Raw genomic sequence first — 21,650 nt, forward strand, 5'->3', positions numbered from 1 at the left:
GGACGAGAACATCCGTCCTCAAGATTAACTCCGACAGGAGAGCTAAGGTGAAAGACTTACTTAAGTTTCTGAAGCAACAAAATAAGACCGAAGAATTCGATGCAATTCGCATTGGTCTTGCTTCACCAGACATGGTTCGTTCATGGTCATACGGTGAAGTAAAGAAACCTGAGACTATTAACTACCGTACTTTCAAGCCTGAGCGCGATGGCTTATTCTGTGCCCGTATTTTCGGCCCAGTGAAAGATTATGAGTGTTTATGTGGTAAATATAAACGCCTTAAACACCGTGGTGTGATCTGTGAAAAGTGTGGCGTTGAAGTAACACTCACTAAAGTGCGTCGTGACCGTATGGGTCATATAGAACTGGCAAGTCCAGTTGCGCATATATGGTTTTTAAAATCATTACCGTCACGTATCGGCTTAATGCTTGATATGACGCTTCGTGATATTGAACGTGTTCTTTACTTCGAATCATTCGTAGTAACTGAGCCTGGTATGACAACGCTTGAGCGTGGTCAGCTATTAGGTGAAGAAGAATACCTAGATGCACTTGAAGAGCACGGCGATGAGTTTGAAGCGAAGATGGGTGCTGAAGCAGTATTAGACTTGCTTCGTGAACTCGATCTTGCTCAATTAATTGCAGAGATGCGTGAAGAGTTACCAACAATTAACTCTGAAACTAAGCGTAAAAAGATCACTAAACGTCTTAAGTTAATGGAATCGTTCCACCAATCAGGTAATAACCCTGAGTGGATGATCATGACAGTACTTCCAGTATTGCCACCTGACTTACGTCCATTAGTACCACTAGACGGTGGCCGCTTTGCGACATCTGATCTAAATGACCTTTACCGTCGTGTTATTAACCGTAATAACCGTCTTAAGCGTCTACTAGATTTAGCTGCACCAGATATTATCGTACGCAACGAAAAACGTATGTTACAAGAAGCGGTTGATGCGCTACTTGATAATGGTCGTCGTGGTCGTGCAATTACAGGTTCTAACAAACGTCCACTTAAATCGCTTGCTGATATGATCAAAGGTAAGCAAGGTCGTTTCCGTCAGAACTTACTTGGTAAGCGTGTAGATTACTCTGGCCGTTCTGTAATCACGGTTGGTCCTACACTTAAGCTTCATCAGTGTGGTCTTCCTAAGAAGATGGCATTAGAGCTTTTCAAACCATTCATCTATGGCAAATTAGAACGTCGCGGCATGGCTACGACAATCAAAGCAGCTAAAAAGATGGTTGAGCGTGAAGTAGCGGAAGTATGGGATGTACTAGACGAAGTAATTCGTGAACATCCAGTATTACTTAACCGTGCACCAACACTTCACCGTTTGGGTATCCAAGCGTTTGAACCTGTGCTTATCGAAGGTAAAGCGATTCATTTGCATCCATTAGTATGTGCGGCTTACAACGCCGACTTCGATGGTGACCAAATGGCGGTACACGTACCGCTAACAATTGAAGCGCAGCTAGAAGCTCGTGCGTTAATGATGTCTACAAACAACATCTTATCGCCTGCTAATGGTGAGCCAATCATCGTTCCTTCACAGGACGTTGTATTAGGTCTTTATTACATGACGCGTGACCGCATTAACGCCAAAGGCGAAGGCACCGTATTTAAAGATCCTAAAGAAGCAGAAAAAGCATACCGTAGTGGTAATGCCGACCTTCACGCAAAAGTGAAAGTACGTATTAGCCAATCAGTAGCTAATGAAGATGGTGTTGTAGAAGATACAATCACTATCATTGATACTACAGTGGGTCGTGCAATTCTGTCTCTTATTTTACCTAAAGGTATGCCGTTTGAGTCAATCAACCAAGCTCTAGGTAAAAAGCAAATTTCTAGCTTACTAAATGAGTGTTACCGTCGTCTTGGTTTAAAAGACACAGTAGTTTTTGCTGACCAAGTTATGTACACCGGTTTCCACTACGCAATGAAGTCAGGTGTTTCAATTGGTATCGATGACTTAGTTATCCCACCAGTTAAAGCATCAATCATTGAAGCAGCAGAAGCTGAAGTAACTGAAATCAACCAACAATTCCAATCAGGTCTTGTAACGGCTGGTGAAAAGTACAACAAAGTTATCGATATTTGGTCACGTGTAAATGAGAACTTATCACGTGAAATGATGGCTAACTTGTCAAAAGACACCGTAGTGAATGCGCAAGGTGAAGAAGAAGAGCAACCGTCATTTAACTCAGTGTTTATGATGGCCGACTCAGGTGCTCGTGGTAGTGCCGCTCAGATCCGTCAGCTAGCAGGTATGCGTGGTCTAATGGCACGTCCAGATGGTTCAATCATCGAGACGCCAATCACGGCTAACTTCCGTGAAGGTCTAAACGTACTTCAGTACTTCATCTCAACGCACGGTGCGCGTAAAGGTCTTGCCGATACAGCACTGAAAACAGCGAACTCGGGTTACCTAACGCGTCGTCTAGTAGACGTTGCACAAGATTTGGTAATCAATGAAGACGATTGTGGCACAGAAGATGGCTTAACAATGAAACCGCTTATTGAAGGTGGTGACGTTGTAGAAGCACTTCGCGAACGTGTACTAGGTCGTGTTGTTGCTGAAGATGTTGTTATTCCAGGTACTAATACAGTACTTGTAGAACGTAACATCATGCTTGACGAAAAACTGTGTGACCTTTTAGAAGAGCACTCAGTTGATGAAGTTCGTGTACGTTCTGTTATCACCTGTGATAACGACTTTGGTGTTTGTGCTAAGTGTTATGGTCGTGACCTAGCACGTGGTCATATCATCAACGCGGGTGAATCAGTTGGTGTTATCGCGGCACAATCAATCGGTGAGCCGGGTACACAGCTTACGATGCGTACATTCCACATCGGTGGTGCGGCATCAAGAGCGTCTGCTGAAAATAATGTACAAGTTAAAACTAACGGTACATTAAAACTTCACAACGCTAAGTATGTATTAAATACAGATGGTAAGATTGTTATTACCTCTCGTTCTACCGAAATCACTATCATTGATAGCTATGGTCGTGAGAAAGAGCGTTATAAAGTACCTTACGGTGCGGTATTAACAGTGCAAGACAATGCAGAAGTTCAAGGTAACGACATTGTTGCTACTTGGGACCCGCATAGTCACCCAATCGTTCTTGAGCATAAATCAAAAGTATCGTTCAGCGATATCGATGATTCAAATACTGAAGCACAGACTGACGAACTAACGGGTTTAACTCGCGTAGTTGTTAAAGATCTTGCTAAAGCGAATGCGAAAGAGCCGAAACTTATCATTGAAAGTGATGAGCGTGGCTTGCAAGAAACACGTCTTCCTTCATTCACTACGATTGAAGTAACAGACGGCGCGACTGCAAATCCTGGTGACGTACTAGCACGTATTCCGCAAGAAGGTTCGAAAACTCGTGATATCACGGGTGGTCTACCACGCGTAGCCGACTTATTTGAAGCGCGTAAGCCGAAAGATCCAGCTATCTTAGCTGAAATCACCGGTACGATTAGTTTCGGTAAAGAGACTAAAGGTAAGAAACGTTTAGTTATTACTCCAGCTGAAGGCGATCATTACGAAGAAATGATTCCTAAGTGGCGTCAACTTAACGTGTTTGAAGGTGAGCAAGTGTCTAAAGGTGAAGTTATCGCCGATGGTCCAGAGTCACCGCATGACATCTTACGCCTACGTGGTGTGACTCATGTTGCTAACTACATTGTTAACGAAGTGCAAGAGGTTTACCGTTTGCAGGGCGTTAAGATCAATGATAAGCACATTGAAACTATTATTCGTCAAATGCTACGTAAATGTATCATTCTAGACGGTGGTGATACTGAGTTCTTAGCTGGTGAGCAAATTGAAGTGGCACGCGTTAATATCGCAAACCGCGACCTTGAAGCTCAAGGTAAGATCCCAGCTAAGTTTGAAATCCAGTTAATGGGTATCACTAAAGCATCACTAGCGACAGAATCTTTCATCTCAGCAGCCTCGTTCCAGGAGACAACTCGTGTCCTAACAGAAGCCGCTGTAAATGGTAAGAGCGATGAGTTACGCGGTCTGAAAGAAAACGTAATTGTGGGTCGATTGATCCCAGCCGGTACCGGTTTTGCGTATCATCAAGATCGTATGGCTCGTCGTAAGCAAAAAGACGTTGTTGAAGAGCAAACGGTAAGTGCAGAAGAGGCGACTCAAGCACTGACTGATGCCTTAAACGCGGATTTATCTGGAAATCAATAAACCGAATCTAATCAATAGATTAGAGTTTAGCAAGGTAGTTATCTACTGCCTTGCGAGCGGTTTAGGTTGACAGGTCAATCTTTGCTCATTAAAATTCCGCCACCCATTTACTTGCACGTTTAATACATGCTCGTAAAACAAGGGCGGATTTTTTATTTTTTTCAGTAGTAATTTTAATTTCAGGAGCTATTTAAATGGCAACTATTAACCAGCTAGTGCGTAAGCCACGTCGTAGCAAGGTTACTAAAAGTAACTCAGCTGCGCTTAAAGCGTGTCCGCAAAAGCGTGGTGTATGTACTCGCGTATATACAACTACACCTAAGAAACCAAACTCGGCGTTACGTAAAGTAGCTCGTGTACGTTTAACTAACGGTTTCGAAGTAACTTCATACATCGGTGGTGAAGGTCATAACCTTCAAGAGCACAGTGTAATCCTAATCCGTGGTGGTCGTGTTAAAGATTTACCAGGTGTGCGTTTCCACACTGTACGTGGTGCACTTGACTGTGCAGGCGTAAGCGACCGTCGTCAAGCTCGTTCTAAATACGGTGCAAAACGCCCTAAAGGCTAATTGTATTCCGTTAGTAAGGCCAAGCACTAAATATTATTAATTATTGTTTTGGGTTATTGTTCCAAAAGGACAAACCTGAATAAACCGGAGATACAAAATGCCTAGAAGACGCGTAATAGGTCAACGTAAAATTCTTCCAGATCCTAAGTTCGGATCGGAACTTCTTGCAAAATTCGTTAACATCGTAATGTTAGACGGCAAGAAATCTACTGCTGAAAAAATCGTTTATGGTGCGCTAGACGTGGCTGCTGAGAAATCAGGCAAGTCGCACCTAGAAATCTTTGAAACTGCACTTGATAACATCCGTCCACAGGTAGAGGTTAAATCTCGCCGTGTTGGTGGTTCAACTTATCAAGTACCAGTTGAAGTACGTCCAGTACGTCGCAACGCATTAGGTATGCGTTGGTTAGTAGACGCTGCACGTAAGCGTGGCGAAAAATCTATGGGCTTACGTTTAGCTCAAGAAATCGTTGACGCTGCTGATAACAAAGGCACTGCGGTTAAGAAACGTGAAGACGTTCACCGTATGGCTGAAGCGAATAAAGCATTCGCTCATTACCGTTGGTAATCTGTCCTTAACCTTTAAGAGGATTTTATGGCACGTACAACTCCACTTGAGCGTTACCGCAATATCGGTATTTGTGCTCACGTAGATGCAGGCAAAACCACCACAACAGAACGTGTTCTGTTCTACACAGGTCTTTCTCATAAGATCGGTGAAGTGCATGATGGCGCTGCAACTATGGATTGGATGGAGCAGGAACAAGAGCGTGGTATCACAATCACTTCTGCTGCAACAACGTGTTTCTGGAAAGGGATGGACGCTCAATTTGACGACCATCGCATCAATATTATTGATACCCCAGGGCACGTAGATTTCACTATCGAAGTAGAGCGTTCTTTACGTGTACTAGATGGTGCGGTAGTTGTTCTTTGTGCTTCATCGGGTGTACAGCCGCAAACTGAGACAGTTTGGCGTCAAGCGAACAAGTACGAAGTTCCGAGAATGATCTTCGTAAATAAAATGGATCGCACGGGCGCTGACTTCTTAACGGTTGTAAGCCAGGTGAAATCTCGTCTTGGAGCAACGCCTGTTCCAGTCCAGCTGCCTATTGGCGCTGAAGACGACTTTAAAGGTGTTATTGACCTTATTAAAATGAAAGCCATTAACTGGAATGATAAAGACCAGGGTATGACTTTCTCTTATGAGGCAATACCGGCAGAACTTCAGGAACTAGCCGAAGAATGGCGCTCTCACTTAGTTGAAAGCGCTGCTGAAGCTACTGAAGAACTAATGGATAAATACTTAGAAGGTGAAGAGTTAAGCGAAGCAGAAATTAAAAATGCTTTGCGTCAACGCACATTAGCGAACGAAATTGTTCCCATGACGTGTGGTAGTGCATTTAAAAACAAAGGTGTTCAAGCTGTGCTTGATTGCGTTGTTGAATATATGCCATCACCAACACAAGTGAAACAAATCCAAGGTATCTTAGAAAATGGTACTGAGGAAGAGCGTCCTGCTGATGATAAAGCGCCGTTTGCTGCTCTTGCATTCAAGATTGCAACAGACCCGTTTGTTGGCACTTTAACCTTTTTCCGTGTTTACTCTGGTACTGTTAAACAGGGTGACGCGGTATATAACCCAGTAAAAAGTAAGCGTGAGCGTCTTGGTCGTATCGTTCAGATGCATTCAAACTCACGTGAAGAGATCAAAGAAGTCCACGCAGGCGACATCGCGGCGGCTATTGGTCTCAAAGACGTAACAACAGGTGAAACACTGTGTGATCCGAACTCTATTATTACGCTTGAGCGTATGGAGTTCCCAGAACCAGTTATCTCTGTTGCGGTTGAGCCTCGCACAATCGCTGACCAGGATAAAATGGGTATCGCGCTAGGAAAACTAGCTGCAGAAGATCCATCTTTCCGCGTACAAACTGACGAAGAATCAGGCCAGACTATTATCTCTGGCATGGGTGAACTTCACCTTGATATCATTGTCGACCGTATGAAACGTGAATTCAGTGTTGAATGTAACGTTGGTAAGCCGCAGGTTGCATACCGAGAAGCTATTCGTTCAACTGTTGAAGTTGAAGGAAAGTTTGTACGTCAATCAGGTGGTCGTGGTCAATATGGTCACGTCTGGCTTAAACTTGAACCGATGGATATTTCGGATGATGAAGCCCCAATTTACGAGTTCGTAAACGAAACCGTAGGTGGCTCAGTGCCGAAAGAATACATCCCTGCGGTAGACAAAGGTATCCAAGAGCAAATGGCTCAAGGTGTACTGGCAGGCTACCCATTACTTGGTGTTAAAGCGACTTTATATGATGGTTCATTCCATGATGTGGATTCGAATGAAATGGCATTTAAAATAGCAGGTTCACTGGCTATGAGACAAGGTGCGCTAGATGCAAACCCTGCACTTTTAGAACCAGTAATGAAGGTTGAAGTACTCACTCCTGAAGCAAACATGGGTGATGTAGTTGGCGACCTAAACCGTCGTCGCGGCATGATCGAAGGCATGGAAGATGCACTTGGTGGCCTTAAGCAAATTAATGCTGTGGTACCACTATCTGAAATGTTCGGTTATGCGACTGCTTTACGATCTGCAACACAGGGCCGTGCCTCATACTCTATGGAGTTTTTGAAGTACGCTGAAGCCTCTAAGCAGGTTGCAGATACAATAATTTCAGCTCGCGCTGTTATATGATTTTAGCTTGTCTGGCTCAATACTGAGTCAGGCTTTAATTTCTTTATTAGGAATTTTTTAAGATGGCAAAAGAAAAGTTTGAACGCGTAAAACCGCACGTAAACGTTGGTACAATCGGCCACGTTGACCACGGTAAAACTACACTAACTGCAGCAATCACTAACGTACTTGCAAAAGTATACGGCGGTGTTGCTAAAGATTTCGCATCAATCGATAACGCTCCAGAAGAGCGCGAGCGTGGTATCACAATCTCAACTTCACACGTTGAGTACGATACACCTACTCGTCACTACGCACACGTAGATTGTCCTGGTCACGCCGATTATGTTAAAAACATGATCACTGGTGCTGCTCAAATGGACGGCGCTATCTTAGTAGTTGCTGCGACTGATGGCCCTATGCCACAAACTCGTGAGCACATCCTACTTTCTCGCCAAGTTGGCGTTCCTTACATCGTTGTGTTCATGAACAAATGTGACATGGTTGATGATGAAGAGCTACTTGAGCTAGTAGAAATGGAAGTTCGTGAACTTCTTTCTGAATACGACTTCCCAGGTGATGACTTACCACTAATTCAAGGTTCTGCACTTAAAGCACTTGAAGGCGAAGAGCAATGGGAAGCTAAAATCGTAGAGCTTGCAGAAGCACTAGATTCTTACATTCCAGAGCCAGAGCGTGACATCGATAAGCCATTCATCATGCCTATCGAAGACGTTTTCTCAATCCAAGGTCGTGGTACTGTTGTAACTGGCCGTGTTGAAGCTGGTATCATCAACGTGAATGACGAAGTTGAAATCGTTGGTATCAAAGAGACTACAAAGTCTACTTGTACTGGTGTTGAGATGTTCCGTAAGCTTCTTGACGAAGGTCGTGCTGGTGAGAACATTGGTGCACTTCTACGTGGTACTAAGCGTGAAGACGTTGAACGTGGTCAAGTACTAGCTAAGCCTGGTTCAATCAACCCACACACAACATTCACTTCAGAAGTATACGTACTTTCTAAAGATGAAGGTGGTCGTCATACTCCATTCTTCAAAGGTTACCGTCCACAGTTCTACTTCCGTACAACTGACGTAACAGGTGACGTACAGTTACCAGAAGGCGTAGAAATGGTAATGCCTGGTGATAACGTTAAGATGACAGTAACTCTAATCGCGCCAATCGCGATGGACGAAGGTCTTCGTTTCGCTATCCGTGAAGGTGGCCGTACTGTTGGTGCTGGTGTTGTTGCAACTATCGTTGAGTAATCAACTGTTGTAATGCATTAAGCATTAAAAAAACCCGAGCTTAGTCTCGGGTTTTTTAATGCTTGAAGAAAAGTGATTAGCTATCAGCTTTTAGCTGCTCGGTGCTAATGTAAGCTAAGTAGCCTGAGTTACTATCAACCCCGAGTAGAAGCCAGCGGTTTAAGAACCTCTGAATATCTATAGTTTAATATTTGAGCGCTTTTTTTCACAGGAGGGAATATGACTATACGCTAAAACTCAGTAAAGACATGTCTATTCATTGAATAGCTATCGACTCTTATAGACTATTAGCCTAAGCTAAAAATAGCTTAAATTTACAACAGGAAATGGGCGATGAATAATAAAAATAATTATCCGCAAGGTATATTTTGCTGGGCTGAACTGTGTACTCATAATTGGAAAGATGGAAAAGCTTTTTATACCTCGTTGTTTGAATGGGGGAATGACGACCAGCCAATTGGCGAAGATGAATATTACACAATGCTTCAAAAGCAAGGTGACGATATTGCTGCCATGTACCAAATGCCTAAAGAGCAAGTGGACGATTCCACACCTAGCTACTGGCTTACCTATATTGCAGTAGATGATGTTGATACATGTGCAATTAAGGCGCAAAAGCTAGGCGCGCAAATTATAACAGGCCCTCACAATGTTATGAATGCAGGGCGCATGTTAATGCTTAAAGACCCAACCGGGGCCACCGTAGCGTTATGGCAAGGTAAAGAGCATATAGGATGTCAGCGTCCTTGTGAGCTCGGCACGCCTTATTGGCACGAAATGGCAACGCGTGATAGCGAAGCGAGCCGTCACTTTTATTGCGAATTACTAGGTTGGCAAAGTGAAATAAAGCCTATGGAAGGTATGGATTACACCTTGTTCTTAGTTGCAGGTAAGCCTGTAGCGGGCATGCTACAAATGAATAATGAGTGGCCAGAAGACGTGCCTCCCCATTGGATGATTTACTTTGCCGTGGATAACTGCGATAGCTATGTAAAAAAAGCGGCGATCCTTGGAGGGCAAGTGTGCGTACCTGCTACAGATATCCCTGATGTAGGGCGTTTTAGTGTTATTTGCGATCCTCAAGGGGCTGTTTTTTCTATGATTGAATCGGCAATGGATGATATTAAAGCTTAGTAATTAGCAATGCTTAGGATTAATTTTAGGCTTTAGTATGGTTATTTAGTCGCAGTAATTATGTGCTTTTTTGCTATAATGGCGGTAATTACACCGCCAGTCAGCAAGAGAGTCCAATGGAACTTGAACAAGATAGCAATTTAACCCTCCCTTTATTTATTCTAGATGAGACACTAAGTACCCGTGACTTAGCGCAGCCTGACGTGAAAATTTCAGTTATTTTAAGTGATGAGCTACTGACTCAGCTATGTCAAAACCCCAGTGCTGACAGTAGTATTGGCATAAGCATTACGGACTATGAATTGAATGTCATCAATTCAAGCTTTTCAAGTGTAGTGCAAAGCGAACATGACGCTCAACTAACGCTCACTCAAGGCCCTCTATTAAGCGCTGTAGTGACTACAGTTGATGAGCTGACATTCGTATCACCTCAAGTTGATATGATGCCCACGTTCGATTTGGGCGATGAGGCAGAGTAATGAAAAAGATCATTATAAGTACATTTGTACTGATTATTTTAAGTGGCTGTGCCTACCTCGGAAATGCTCATTATAACGAACTGTTTGGTCCCGAAAAAACACAAGCGCGTATTGTTGACGCTAATAGTGGTGATGGCGCCGAATTTCTTCAACATGTAAAGCCTGTAATAGATACTCGCTGCGTGGTTTGCCATGGTTGTTATGATGCGCCTTGCCAGTTGAAGTTGTCGTCTCCTGAGGGAATAGATAGAGGGCTAAGTAAAGAGCTGGTGTACGACGGTACTCGGTTGTTAGCCTCAACGCCGAGCCGACTATTATTTGATGCAACCACCACTGAGCAATGGCGTGAAAAAGAGTTTAGCCCGGTATTAAACGAGCGAGCACAAAATGAAGAAGCCAATTTAGCCGGTAGTGTGTTATTTAACACGCTGGTATTAAAGCAAAGTTCACCTTTGCCAGAAGATGAAGTATTAGATGAACGCTTTGATTTTTCGCTTAGTCGCAACCAAAGTTGTGCGACCATGGGTGAGTTTGACCAATTAGCGGATGAGCAACCGCATGCGGGTATGCCTTATGGCTTACCAGGAGTGTCGGCTGCTGAATTTCAGCATCTACAAAATTGGATTAAAAAAGGTGGGAAAATGGCGCATATCAAGCCGCCATCAGCTGCTGAGCTTGCAAAGGTAAAAAACTGGGAAGCATTTTTAAATCAAGATGGTTTGAAGTATCAGTTATCAGCGCGTTATATTTATGAACATTGGTTTTTAGCGCACATCTATTTTAGTGATTCGCAATCACCAAACTTTTTTAAGTTGGTGCGTTCAAGCACTCCTCCTGGGGAAGATATTAAGTTAATTAGCGCTCGTCGCCCTTATGATAACCCAAATGTTGAGCGTGTTTATTATCGACTGCTTCACGACCGTTCTACTATTTTGTCAAAAACGCATTTGCCACTTAAGTTAACGGATGAGAAGTTAACGCGCTTATATCAGCAGTTCATCGCACCAAAATACACTGTATCTAGCTTACCAAGCTATGAGCCAGCACTTGCATCAAACCCATTTAAAACTTTTGAAGCACTGCCTATTGATGCTAAGTATCAATTTATGCTCGATGAAGCTGAGTTAATTATTATGGGCTTCATTAAAGGACCTGTTTGCCGTGGTCAAATAGCACTGAACGTGATTAATGACCATTTTTGGGTGGCATTTGCCGATCCTGAAAAAGTGGCGACTCCAGAGGTTGGTAAAATGCTAATGCAACATGAAGACGCATTAGAGTTACCAGCAGCCGAGGAGAGTAATGCGTTACCTATTTCTAACTGGGTAAAATACTCAGTTCGCGAAAAACGCTATTTAAAAGCCAAGGTAGAGCTAGCTAATAAAATGTTCAAAAATGGCGAGCACTTAACTACTGATTTACTGTGGAAAGGGGAAGGGCATAACCAAAATGCGGCGCTGACAATTTTTCGCCATTTCGATAGTGCAACTGTTGTAAAAGGGCTTATTGGCCAGCAACCTAAAACGATGTGGGTACTTGATTATGCATTGTTTGAGCGTATTCACTACTTACTAGTGGCAGGGTTTGATGTGTATGGCAATATTGGCCATCAATTGATAACACGTTTATATATGGATTTTTTACGCTTAGAGGGTGAGCAAAACTTCCTTGCGTTATTACCCGAGTCACAACGCGAAGCTATTAAGCAGAGTTGGTATCGTAAATCACCGCCAAGTCTATCGACCTTTTTCGAAAATAACCGTGAGTTTAGTCAGCCCAGCGGTATTAGTTACCAAACTGATAAGCCACAATCAGAGTTATATGGATTAATTAAACAAACGCTTGAGCCGGTATTAAGTCCTCGTTATGACTATAAAAAAGTACCCGCACCATTAAGTACAATTAACACCATGCCCGCTAAAGCAATTAACTTACTCCCGCAGCTATCGTATGTGTTAGTAAAAGAGCAAGATGAGCACAAGGCTTATACGATTATTCATCATAACGCGCATTATAATATTTCGAGCTTATTAAACGAAGACGGCCAGCGTGCTTATGAAGAAGATACCGTGACAATTGTGCCAGGTTTTATTGGTGATTACCCATCAGCAATTTGGTATTTAAATAACCCGCAACAAGTTGCTGCATTTGCAGAGCAGCTACCGCTTATGCAAGTAGAGGCGGATTATCGGGCTTTAAAGTCTAAGTTTGCGATTCGTCGAACGCACCCTCAGTTTTGGCAATACAGCGATATATTACATCACGTTGCCCGCCAGTATCGAGGGGTTGAATTTGGTATGTTTGATTATAACCGCTTAGAAAATCGTTAATGATATTGTAAGTAGCCCAGCTTTTTAGTTGGGCTTTTTTATATCTAATAATTAGTGAATTAACTAATTAACTTGCTACAGTTAGACTAAAGTGAAAATAAAAAGCAGCTTGGTTTATGTTTAATATTGTAAAGAGTATTCGCAAACGTTATCGGTGGGCATTAATTGCTATTGCCTTGCTGATCAGCGTATCCGCACTACTCATGCAATACGTCTTTTCTGTGCAAAAATACGATGCGAAAATTATCAATATAGCGGGTAAGCAACGTATGCTGTCACAAAAAATAGCGTGGCATAGTAATGCGCTAATTAATCAAACAGCTAACAACGAACAACACCTGAAATCGTTAGCCCACTCACTTGGGTTATTCGAGCAAGGACATACTTTTTTACTCACTAAAAATAAGCAAGGTGAGGCGATTTATTTAAATGCTGCTTTAGTTGATTTATATTATGCCGCCCCAGGTAACCTAGATGCCGAGGTATCTAGTTTTATAAAACAAGCAAAAAAATTACTGACCCAACAAGAACAAGCGAATCCCGTGATGTTTTCTGTGGGCGAGATTGAAGCATTATTAAAAAAATTAGACACCGCGGTGAGCTTATTTGAGCAGCAAGCGGTGACAAAGGTTAATTGGGTAGCCAATATTGAGCTGTTGTGTTGGTTTTTGACTCTAGCGTTATTGCTTCTAGAGTTAAGATTTGTGTTTATGCCAATGGAAAGGCAAGTTTTGCAGACCCTGCTTGAGTATCAACAACAAAAAGAATTTGCCGAGCAAGTCAGTCAGAATAAAGAACATTTTATTGCACGCGCCAGTCATGAGTTTAGAACTCCGTTACAGGGATTAATTAGTTCTATAAATGAATTAAGCATTCCCAGCTCGCAACAACAAATTCAGCGTCAAGCTCAGTATTGTTCTGTTAGGCTGCTAGCGATGTTAGATGAACTTCAAGATTTACAGGCGCTTAGTTTAAACCGTTGGTCATTAAAGCCGACCTCAGACAACCTACTAACAACTTTAAACAAAATACTGGCTGTGTATCAATATGGCTGTACTGAGAAAGGGTTAAAGTTAATTACCGAGTTAGCACCGAACTTAGACTGCGCGGTGATTGTAGATCACGCACGGCTACAACAAATTGTTTCTGAACTACTTAATAACGCATTAAAGTTTACTGAGCAAGGAGAGGTCACCGTCATTGCTACGCTCAATAACCATCAGTTAGAGTTAAGCATAAAAGACAGTGGTTGTGGCTTTAGCCACCAAATTGATCAGCTCGAATTAAACAACAATCAACAAAGTAACCATTTTCAAGGCCTTAGAACAGGGCTTACCCGCGTGCAATATATTGTTAATGCGCTTAATGGCGACATTCGTTTTGAGAATAATCATCCACAAGGCGCCATTGTATTTTTAAGCCTACCATTAGAGATGGACACAAGCGAAACTAAGCCAACGCGCTTGCCTGATGATCTTAAGTGTTTAGTGGTTGAAGATAACCCGCTCAACATGTTAGTTCTAACAAAGTTATTAAGTTCTTTGAATATACAGGTTGAATCGGCTGAAAATGGCAAAGTCGCTTGTGAAATGGCGGCTGAAAATAGCTATGATGTTATATTTATGGATTTAAATATGCCGGTTTTGGATGGCTTTGAAGCCACAAAGCTGCTACATGAAAAAGACAAAACACGACCCATTATTGTGGTTACCGCAAACACTTCTGATAGTGATATAGCTCGCGCTAAAGCTTGTGGAGCAATAAGTCATATTCATAAACCTATAGATCAGCAAAGTATAATAGCGGCACTAAACGATGCTCTTCTAACAGAGGTTGATTAAATCTCACTTGCCTAATTGTTATTTTGTACGTTAATTTGAATTTTTAAGCCTTATTTTGGGATCTAGTGTGCGCTCAATTTTACTTCAGCAATTTAATGGTTATTTATCCACCGGTGGCAGTAATCGCTATTATATTAAGGATTTAACTTGGCAAGTAAAACAGGGGGAACACTGGGTATTGCTTGGCGGCAATGGCGCCGGTAAATCTGCGCTTGGGGCTACGCTTATTGGTGAAGCCAAGCAACAAAGTGGGCAACGCCATAGTACTTTTAATAATCTACAGTTAGTTTCAAGTGATTTACAAAAGCAGTTATTAAGCGCTAATCGCAAAAGTGATAAACCACAAAAAGTAACCGACATACTCTTTTCTGCGCCTGAAATTAATCGCGATTTATGTCAACAGCTAATTACTGCTCTTAATTTTGATGCCTTACTTAATCGTAATTTTACTGATTTATCGACCGGTGAAACACGTAAATTATTATTGATTAAAGCACTGTCTGCTAATAGTGATTTAGTTGTGCTTGATGAACCATTTGATGGCTTAGACACTGAATCGGCTAGGCAGTTAAACCGCCTATTAAAGCAACTGAGTACGCACACTTGCTTTGTGTTTGTACTAAACCGTGTTGATGAAATTCCTGCGTTTGTTGATCACTTTGCTTATGTGAGCAAGGGTCTTTTACAACATAGCTTAGCAAAACCGTGCGCAGCAAAACGAGCCGATTTATTTAAGTTACTGCATTTAGAACATACATCTATAACTATTCCAGATTCACCCGAGCCTACTTTTATTTCAAATGTAAACGCGCCACTCGTTAAGCTTACTGATACGCATGTACGTTATGGTGAACAGACTATTTTTGAAAACTTAAACTGGACGATTAAGCAACACCAACATTGGCAACTTACCGGCAAGAATGGCTCAGGAAAAACCTGTTTATTAAATTTAATCACCGGTGATAACCCTCAGTGTTATAACAATGAGATTGAGGTGTTTGGTTTTAAGCGTGGCACAGGAGAGAGTATTTGGGATATAAAACAGCATATTGGTTATATCTCTAATACCTTGCATTTACAGTATAGAGTGAGTATTTCGGCGCTCAATACTGTTATCTCTGGGTTTTTCGATAGTATTGGTTTATATCAACAAGCCAGCGAGTTACAAATGCGGTTAGCGAAACAGTGGCTGGCATTAATTGGCCTAAGCGATAAAGCAAATTGCACTTTTACTCAACTATCGTATTGCGATCAGCGCTTATTACTGATTGTACGCGCAATGGTTAAACACCCCGCATTAGTTATTTTGGATGAGCCATGTTTAGGGCTTGACGAGGCAAATCGTCAACGCGTTTTACTGCTTATAGAAAAGGTGTGTGCGGCAAAAACGAGTACTGTTATTTATGTAAACCATCATGCAGCAGATGCCATTAAAGGGGTTGAACACACCCTAAAAATGGAAGACTTTAAACCAACTCATTATGAGCAGCAGGCGGCTCATAATGAGTCGATTATATAAGCTTGTTTATAACTGAGTCACTGTGAATCCTTGGTCACGCAGTTGTTTAATTAAGCCATGTTGCTCAACTAAATGCAGAGCACCTACAGCTATAAAAATATTGCCTTGTTCAAGTTTTGGGGTGAGCTGAGTGACCCAATTATTATTACGCTCAATTAGCATCACTTGTTCGCTTTGTTGGCCGTATTGGCTGTTATCAAAACTGGTGTGGTAGTAGCTGGTTAGGGTTTTCATATCGCCCTGCTTCCATGCATTTACTAGAGAAATAAAGTAGGTATTAATATCACTGAGTTGTTCAAAGGTTTCTGCCATCATAGCGTTGCTTAATGACTCTAAACCATTAAACATTTGTAGCTGCTGCTCTATGGTTTCAAGCTCCGCAATTTTAATATTATGCTGTTGGGCATAATCTAATATTTGCTTATCAATGCCATTTTTATCTGAATATCCTGCGTTTTGAAACTCAATTTGCATCATGGTTAACATGACAGCCCAAGGTTTAAAGCTGTTGAACATGGCAATATCAATCGACTTTTTTGCAAAGTAGTCTTTCAGGAGTTGATAATTTTCTGTCGACAGCTCACTCTGTAGTGTACGCCCGTTATTAAGCAGCATATACGGCATAGAGCGTTGCTGCATTTGTAAAGGTGATAGCTTACTAATATCCACTTCAACAACCACTTGCTTGCTGTTACCTAGTGCGTTAGTCACTTTTTGTGGTAGCCCTTTCATGCTGGCATCACCTACATGCACGGTGCCAAATAAATATGAACTAGCGCCTTGTTTTTCTATTTTGAATAGAGCTGGAGCTGCATAGCCATTCACACTAAATGCTAAAAAAACGAACGCCATCAATATATGACTGATACGCAATGACACTTTCATAAAGAATCCTAACCAAGTTAAAGTTGTTTTATAAATACTAACTTAGTTTACTTTATAGGTAACGTAAAAATGCCAGATTAAAAAGCGCTATTGATACCAATTATTGCTGTAGGCCATGTTGCCAAAATTAGTCAAAACGCGTTCACTTTGTTATGAACTCAAGGCGATTCGTGAAAAGCTTCATAGACTGAGAAAAAACACCACCATGACCTACAGCAGCACTAATGCTTTTTTTACCTTGGCTAATTAAGCCCATAAAACAGACCACCAAAGCAGAACGGTGATGAGCATGGCGATAAAGACACTGGCAGAAGCGATGTCTTTAGCTAGGCCTGATAGTTCATGATATTCGCTACCGATGCGATCAACCACCACTTCGACTGCGGTATTGACCAACTCAGCAAATAACACAAACAATAAGCTGGCAATCAATATTAATTTGCTACTTAAGGTAATTTCTTGCAAGCAGGCAAATACGCCTAGCAAACTAAATAAAACCAACTCTTGCTGAAAAGCAGCCTCAAATCGGCTCATCCATTTTAGACCATTAAATGTATGGCTTAAGGTAAAAATTAGGCGCATTAGGCCTTGGCGTTTTATAACGGTTTTATTATTCATATTTTAGCTTCGCTATGGTTAATCGTTTGACATGACGCGAGTAAATCTTCAGAGGTTTGGTAGGTTTTACTCGCAACACCGGTTAAGTTTAAAAGGGTATGAAAAATAGCATCGTGTGATTGCGCTAAAGTGCTATTTAAATTGTTGAGACACTTGGCTGTAATGCGCTGATTATGCTCATCAGCCCAGATGTAAAGAGGCACATGGGTTTGAGCTGTTGGTGCAAATGCATAGGGAAAGCCATGTAAGTACGCACCATTTTCACCGAGCGACTCGCCATGGTCCGACACATACAGTAATTGCTTATCAATATTGGCCGGTAGTGCCTTTAACTGTTCAATAACTTGAGCGTTGATAAAATCACTATAAGCAATTGTATTGTCGTAGGTGTTAACCAGTTCTTCAGCGTTACAGTTCTGAATATCGCTGCGGTCGCAGGTTGGACTAAACTGTTTAAACTTTTCAGGGTAGCGCTTAAAGTAAGTAGGGCCATGTGAACCCATCATATGCAGCACTATAAGCGTATTAGCCTGACTCAAGTTAGCAAGCTTGTGCTTTAGTGGGGCTAGCAACGCTTCATCAAAACAGTATTTACCATCACATAGTCCGGATGCTTTGCTATCAATATTAATGGTAGGTACGCGCGAGCAGACGTTTTTACAGCCACTGTTATTATCAACCCATAAGACATCTGCGCCTGCTTGCTGTATCAAATCAATCACGTTTTGCTGATTATCACTGTCTAAACGAGAAAAATTGGCATGAGTTTGCAGTGAAAACATACACGGTACTGACACTGCCGTGGCCGTGCCACACGACGATACATTATCGAAATAAGTGACATTATGTTTTTGTGTGTATTGGTTGGTATTGCGCTCATAGCCTTGGTAGGAAAAGCTTTCAGCTCGTGCGGTTTCACCTACTACTATGACAGTAACTCGTGTTGTACTTGGCGATGCTAAAGTTGGTGTGGTATCAATATTTTTAAATTTAATATCGCTGTAAAGCAACTGGTCACGTGCATACTTATAGCCACTAGAAAGGTATTGAAATGGAATGATTTCTTTTTTCAATATACGGTTATTTCGACCTGTTGCCGCGTAATCGGCGTAAAAGTTTACTACCACTAAAGCAATCAAAGCACCGCATGCTAGTAACAGTTTAATACGACTGAGTATCTCTTTGTGTGGGCGGGCACAGTTTACGTTTATACGACTCAAAACAAAGGCAGGTAATGCGCCAAAAAGCAGTAAAAAGCCAACAAGTTGCAAGTTTAAATAGCTTAACGCTTCACTAGAGTCCGTCTCTGCTGCGTTTTGTATCATTGAGTAATCAAATACCACTCCATAGTTTAATGAGCTGTAAAGTGCGGCACTTGAGAGCACGAGTAGTAAGTAGTTGATGGGTTTTAATAGCCCTCGAACAGACACCAAAGAAAAAAATATAACTAATAAACACACAAGTAGTAGCGGTACAGAGAATAGAAATAACCACGAAAATGTGTGCAGCGAAGTAATAGCGCTAAACGCACCATGCATAAATGGAATATTAATGATTAAGCCATAATAGCATGCCATTAAAATAACAAATGCATTAGCGCTGCAGTTAAAGTAAAAGCGCTTTTTGGTGTTTGCTTGCGATTGCTTACTGAGTTTGAAAATTGAATTCATAACACATCTCTTTTTAGTGAACGTTGTTATGCTAGGTCGTCACACTTAAGAAACACTTAAGAAGTCAATTTATTTTATTTTGTGAGCTATAAAATACAGCGGTTTGCTAAAAATTAATCAAACCATAATTCACCGTTATAAGAATAGTGAATTTCCTGAGTTGAAATGAAGGGATAAAAAATTCACTTTGTTTAGGTTGTTTGAATTTTAAAACCTAGGCCTGCGTATTTTTATAATTATTTTGGATTGAATTTGATGTTGACTTAGCGCCCTGAGCGCGGTACTAATATAAAAAGACAGCGAAACAAGAGTTTCGTAATTACAGAAATTAAATGGTATTAAATTTTATGCTTAACAATGCACTTAACCTAGTCCTGATTATTATCGTGGTGATTATTCCCGCGAGGGCTTCGTAGTGCTTTAAAAAACTAAGCATTGAAAAGCCCTCCGCACTTAACCGTCCGGGGGGCTTTTTAGTTTTAAGATTAAATTTTAACGGGTTGTCACACAGGAATGAGGATTTACTAATGACAGGCGCAGAACTAACAATTGATTTACTCGCCAAGCACGGCGTAGATGAAGTATTTGGCTACCCAGGTGGTGCTATTATGCCCATCTACGATGCCTTGTATGGTGCGCCTGTAAAACATTACCTCACTCGCCATGAACAAGGCGCAGGGTTTGCAGCTGTAGGTTATGCACGCAGTACTGGCCGCTTAGGTGTATGTTTAGCAACATCAGGCCCGGGTGCTACTAACTTAATTACCGCATTGGCTGATGCCATGATGGACTCAGTGCCTTTACTTGCCATCACCGGGCAAGTACCAACCGCAGCTATTGGTTCTGACGCCTTTCAAGAAATAGACGTGTTGGGTATGTCGCTTTCATGTACAAAACACAGTTATATGGTTGAGCGAGCAGAAGATTTAGCCGAAATATTACAAGAGGCGATGCATTTAGCACAAAGCGGTCGACCAGGCCCTGTTTTGGTTGATATCCCCAAAGACATTCAAATGGCGCAAGTACCTTTTAAACCTTGGTTAGCGGTAGATGAATATTTGCCTCAACTAGATCTAAATCAAGTCGCTATTGCTAACCAACTACTCAGTGAAGCCAAACAGCCTGTTGCCTATGTTGGTGGCGGGGTCCATGCCGCTGATGCGCAAGCGCAGTTAATGCAATTTTTAAATAAAACGCAAATGCCAGCGGTTTCAACCCTTAAAGCATTGGGCAGTGTATTACCTGATTACGAATATGATTTAGGCATGCTAGGTATGCATGGCGGTCAAGCGGCTAATTTAGCGGTGCAAGAATGTGATGTATTAGTGTGTATTGGCGCACGCTTTGATGACCGTGTAACGGGCAATTTAGCTAAGTTTGCTGCAAAAGCAAACGTAATTCATTTAGACATAGATGCAGCCGAGGTCGGAAAACGTAAACCTGTAAAAGCGTCATTAATTGCTGATTTAAAAACTTCTCTCCCTGCACTTGAGTGCGTGGTTACACCAAAAGCGTGGTGCGATCATAGTAAACAAATGAAGGTCAAACACGCGTGGCGCTACGACTACCCTGGTGAAAAAGTATTTGCTCCTTACTTACTTAATCAACTTAGCCAGCGTATGCCAAGCACTAGTGTGGTGTGTTGTGATGTAGGCCAGCACCAAATGTGGGTAGCTCAGCACATGAAGTTTAGCCACCCTTGCAACCATTTGAGCAGTGGTGGTGCAGGCACTATGGGATTTGGTTTACCCGCGGCTATAGGTGCACAGATAGCGCGTAAAGGTGACTTTGTGATCACCGTTTCAGGTGATGGTTCAATCATGATGAATATTCAAGAGCTTGCCACTATACGTCGTAATAATTTACCAGTAAAAATACTGATACTTGATAACCAGCGCTTGGGCATGGTGCGCCAATGGCAAGAACTATTTTTTGAAGGGCGTTACAGCGAAACTAACCTGTCAGACAACCCTGACTTTGTACAACTTGCTGCTGTGTTTGGCATTCCTGGGCAAACAATTACCCATGCCAACCAAGTGGATGATGCAATCACTGCTTTATTAAATAGCGATGGACCTTATATTGTTCATGCTTGTATCGATGATAAAGAAAACGTATGGCCACTTGTTCCACCTGGGGCTGCTAACGATGAAATGATGACGGAGAAAGCACAATGAAACACAGTTTAACTATTGCCTTAAAAAGTCAAAGTGTCGCAATCGAGCGCTTTTTACGTGTGGTGCGTCATCGTGGTTTTGACTTGACTCACTTACAGCTCAATATGGACGATGGTCAATATAATATGGCAATAACGGTTGATAGTGATAAACCAATTTACTTGCTTACTAGCCAGTTAAATAAATTGGTTGATGTGAAACATGTGACGCTACAAAGCTTACAGCAACAGGCTGTATAAAATAAATTTAAC

General features: G+C 41.8%; 15 protein-coding genes. 12 read left to right on the forward strand and 3 right to left on the reverse strand.

Annotation, left to right across the window (positions count from 1 at the left end):
• Positions 1 to 47: 47 nt before the first annotated feature.
• From rpoC to FLM47_RS01265, 10 genes are all read left to right on the forward strand, one after another.
• Complete coding sequence (gene rpoC / locus FLM47_RS01220) at positions 48 to 4,220, forward strand: DNA-directed RNA polymerase subunit beta' (RefSeq protein ID WP_178954656.1); 4,173 nt, start codon at positions 48 to 50, stop codon at positions 4,218 to 4,220.
• A 194-nt stretch (positions 4,221 to 4,414) separates the two neighbouring features.
• Positions 4,415 to 4,789, forward strand: a complete 375-nt coding sequence (gene rpsL / locus FLM47_RS01225; protein WP_002958885.1) for a 30S ribosomal protein S12 — start codon at positions 4,415 to 4,417, stop codon at positions 4,787 to 4,789.
• Between the two features lie 97 nt (positions 4,790 to 4,886).
• A complete protein-coding gene (gene rpsG / locus FLM47_RS01230) occupies positions 4,887 to 5,357 on the forward strand; it encodes a 30S ribosomal protein S7 (RefSeq protein WP_010392135.1) in 471 nt (156 codons plus the stop codon).
• A 27-nt stretch (positions 5,358 to 5,384) separates the two neighbouring features.
• Entirely contained in the window at positions 5,385 to 7,499 is a 2,115-nt protein-coding gene (fusA, locus tag FLM47_RS01235) for an elongation factor G (RefSeq protein WP_010392137.1), read from the forward strand.
• Positions 7,500 to 7,561: 62 nt separating this feature from the next.
• The gene (gene tuf, locus FLM47_RS01240) at positions 7,562 to 8,746 is read left to right on the forward strand and encodes an elongation factor Tu (protein ID WP_109875886.1); all 1,185 of its coding nucleotides are present in this window, start codon (positions 7,562 to 7,564) and stop codon (positions 8,744 to 8,746) included.
• A gap of 333 nt (positions 8,747 to 9,079) precedes the next feature.
• Positions 9,080 to 9,880: a VOC family protein gene (locus tag FLM47_RS01245; protein WP_178954658.1), complete on the forward strand. Its 801-nt coding sequence runs from the start codon at positions 9,080 to 9,082 to the stop codon at positions 9,878 to 9,880.
• Between the two features lie 116 nt (positions 9,881 to 9,996).
• Positions 9,997 to 10,359 (forward strand): hypothetical protein, encoded by a 363-nt coding sequence (locus tag FLM47_RS01250; protein WP_178954660.1) that lies wholly within the window; start codon positions 9,997 to 9,999, stop codon positions 10,357 to 10,359.
• The gene (locus FLM47_RS01255; protein ID WP_178954661.1) at positions 10,359 to 12,689 is read left to right on the forward strand and encodes a fatty acid cis/trans isomerase; all 2,331 of its coding nucleotides are present in this window, start codon (positions 10,359 to 10,361) and stop codon (positions 12,687 to 12,689) included. Before FLM47_RS01250 ends, FLM47_RS01255 begins: the two co-directional genes overlap by 1 nt.
• A gap of 116 nt (positions 12,690 to 12,805) precedes the next feature.
• Positions 12,806 to 14,530 (forward strand): response regulator, encoded by a 1,725-nt coding sequence (locus FLM47_RS01260; protein ID WP_178954663.1) that lies wholly within the window; start codon positions 12,806 to 12,808, stop codon positions 14,528 to 14,530.
• A gap of 67 nt (positions 14,531 to 14,597) precedes the next feature.
• A complete protein-coding gene (locus FLM47_RS01265) occupies positions 14,598 to 16,049 on the forward strand; it encodes an ATP-binding cassette domain-containing protein (RefSeq protein ID WP_178954665.1) in 1,452 nt (483 codons plus the stop codon).
• A 6-nt stretch (positions 16,050 to 16,055) separates the two neighbouring features.
• Here FLM47_RS01265 and FLM47_RS01270 read toward each other — a convergent pair whose 3' ends face one another.
• From FLM47_RS01270 to FLM47_RS01280, 3 genes are all read right to left on the reverse strand, one after another.
• A complete protein-coding gene (locus tag FLM47_RS01270) occupies positions 16,056 to 16,934 on the reverse strand; it encodes a TraB/GumN family protein (protein WP_178954667.1) in 879 nt (292 codons plus the stop codon).
• Between the two features lie 246 nt (positions 16,935 to 17,180).
• Entirely contained in the window at positions 17,181 to 17,552 is a 372-nt protein-coding gene (locus FLM47_RS01275) for a diacylglycerol kinase (protein WP_010390346.1), read from the reverse strand.
• The gene (locus FLM47_RS01280) at positions 17,549 to 19,222 is read right to left on the reverse strand and encodes a phosphoethanolamine transferase (protein WP_178954668.1); all 1,674 of its coding nucleotides are present in this window, start codon (positions 19,220 to 19,222) and stop codon (positions 17,549 to 17,551) included. Before FLM47_RS01280 ends, FLM47_RS01275 begins: the two co-directional genes overlap by 4 nt.
• A 527-nt stretch (positions 19,223 to 19,749) precedes the next feature.
• Between FLM47_RS01280 and ilvG the strand changes: the two genes are divergently transcribed.
• Positions 19,750 to 21,399: an acetolactate synthase 2 catalytic subunit gene (ilvG, locus tag FLM47_RS01285; protein WP_178954670.1), complete on the forward strand. Its 1,650-nt coding sequence runs from the start codon at positions 19,750 to 19,752 to the stop codon at positions 21,397 to 21,399.
• Positions 21,396 to 21,638 (forward strand): acetolactate synthase 2 small subunit, encoded by a 243-nt coding sequence (ilvM, locus tag FLM47_RS01290; RefSeq protein ID WP_178954672.1) that lies wholly within the window; start codon positions 21,396 to 21,398, stop codon positions 21,636 to 21,638. Before ilvG ends, ilvM begins: the two co-directional genes overlap by 4 nt.
• The last annotated feature ends 12 nt before the right edge of the window (positions 21,639 to 21,650 follow it).

Origin of the sequence: Pseudoalteromonas sp. Scap06, from assembly GCF_013394165.1 — a bacterium.
In the GTDB taxonomy this organism is placed as follows: Bacteria; Pseudomonadota; Gammaproteobacteria; order Enterobacterales; family Alteromonadaceae; genus Pseudoalteromonas.